Source organism: Vibrio sp. Vb0937 (assembly GCF_033338855.1).
This window is the reverse complement of the sequence record NZ_JAWOTK010000300.1, coordinates 1-1203: the sequence shown is the minus strand read 5'-3', so window position 1 is coordinate 1203 and position 1203 is coordinate 1. Positions and strand designations below refer to the sequence as shown.

Below are 1203 nucleotides of genomic sequence, written 5' to 3'. Positions count from 1 at the left end.
GTGTTATTGATAACGGATAAAGTGACTTGAGAAATGAAAAGTGCGGCGGTTAGATTTGACCGCTGCGCTTATTAGCGTTTGGTGTTCTTGAATATCTGGAAAGGGAGTTAGGTATAATTTTTATCTTGGTTTCTTTAGACGTGAATGTCGAGAAGGCTGCCAATTACCTCGTTATTTTTTTCCACAACGGACGCACCAATACGGTTGTAACTTGCGGCTTGAGTAACTTCGATAAGAGGTTCGATAACAGTGGCATGTGCGGCTAGGGAAGGGGTCGCGGCGAAAGCCACGTTTTTAGCGAGTTCGACTTTATTGAATGATAAGTCTTCACCGCCTTTTACGAAGGTTTGTTGAATCTCATGTGCAGCTTTATCCGCCATCTTGTGCGACAACTGCATGATTTGTTGACCGGAGTGAATCCCTGAAACTGGCATGATTATAATTCCACTTATTATGCTGCTGTTAGCATAGGAAGCGTTTATAAAACGTGCAAGTGATTTATATCAATAACTTAATCAAACAAACAGTTTAGATAACATTTCACGCTCTTCAGTGGAGAGCAATGGCTTTTCCTTTTTGTTCAGCGTCATGCTGATTTCGCCTTGCAATGTTTTTAACTGACTTGCCGTCAGGTCTCCAAGCTTCTTTTTTAGCTCTTTAAATTGTTGCGCTTTCATCTCTGTATCCTCGCTGTACTCAGGTTTATCCTTCATGTCCTGTCTAACGGCCTCCGTGGCCACACAACATACTTATTCAATAGAATTAGATTAGAATTTGATCGATGGTTTTTTGTCCGAGTATTGTCAAGGTGCGTTAAGTGATACGTAAGACTTTTCCTATGAAAGGTAATTTTACCTACTTCGGGTTATCTAAAATTAAAAAAGGGAAGCAAAAGTGCTTCCCTAATTGCATAAAGAACGCGTGTTAAGTCACATGCACCTTTAAGTTAGTCTCTCTAAGGTCGAGTTAGTTCACACGAACGGCAAATTTGCTCGCCAGCGAGTGAAGCTCAGGCAACATGCGATAAATAAGGTGGAGTTGTTGAAGCACCATACGCGCCGAGCTGTCATCCTCATCGCGCCATTCGTTCAAACGCTGCTCAAGTCCCGCATCGTCAATGTTGGATAAATCGCACTCTTCGCAATGTTGGTGTAATTGTTGATGCAACACATCCAAATGCTGGTGGATACAACGGTGAGCATC

2 protein-coding genes and 1 pseudogene are annotated in these 1203 nt (G+C 42.2%); all 3 read right to left on the bottom strand.

Features of this window, described 5'->3' with window-relative positions:
• Positions 1–134 precede the first annotated feature (134 nt).
• On the bottom strand, positions 135–434 hold the full coding sequence (locus R7P67_RS25235; protein ID WP_017448123.1) for a hypothetical protein: 300 nt from the start codon (positions 432–434) through the stop codon (positions 135–137).
• A gap of 81 nt (positions 435–515) precedes the next feature.
• The gene (locus tag R7P67_RS25230) at positions 516–713 is read right to left on the bottom strand and encodes a hypothetical protein (RefSeq protein ID WP_017448124.1); all 198 of its coding nucleotides are present in this window, start codon (positions 711–713) and stop codon (positions 516–518) included.
• A gap of 253 nt (positions 714–966) precedes the next feature.
• Positions 967–1203: pseudogene (locus tag R7P67_RS25225) on the bottom strand (TIGR01666 family membrane protein); the annotation flags it as partial.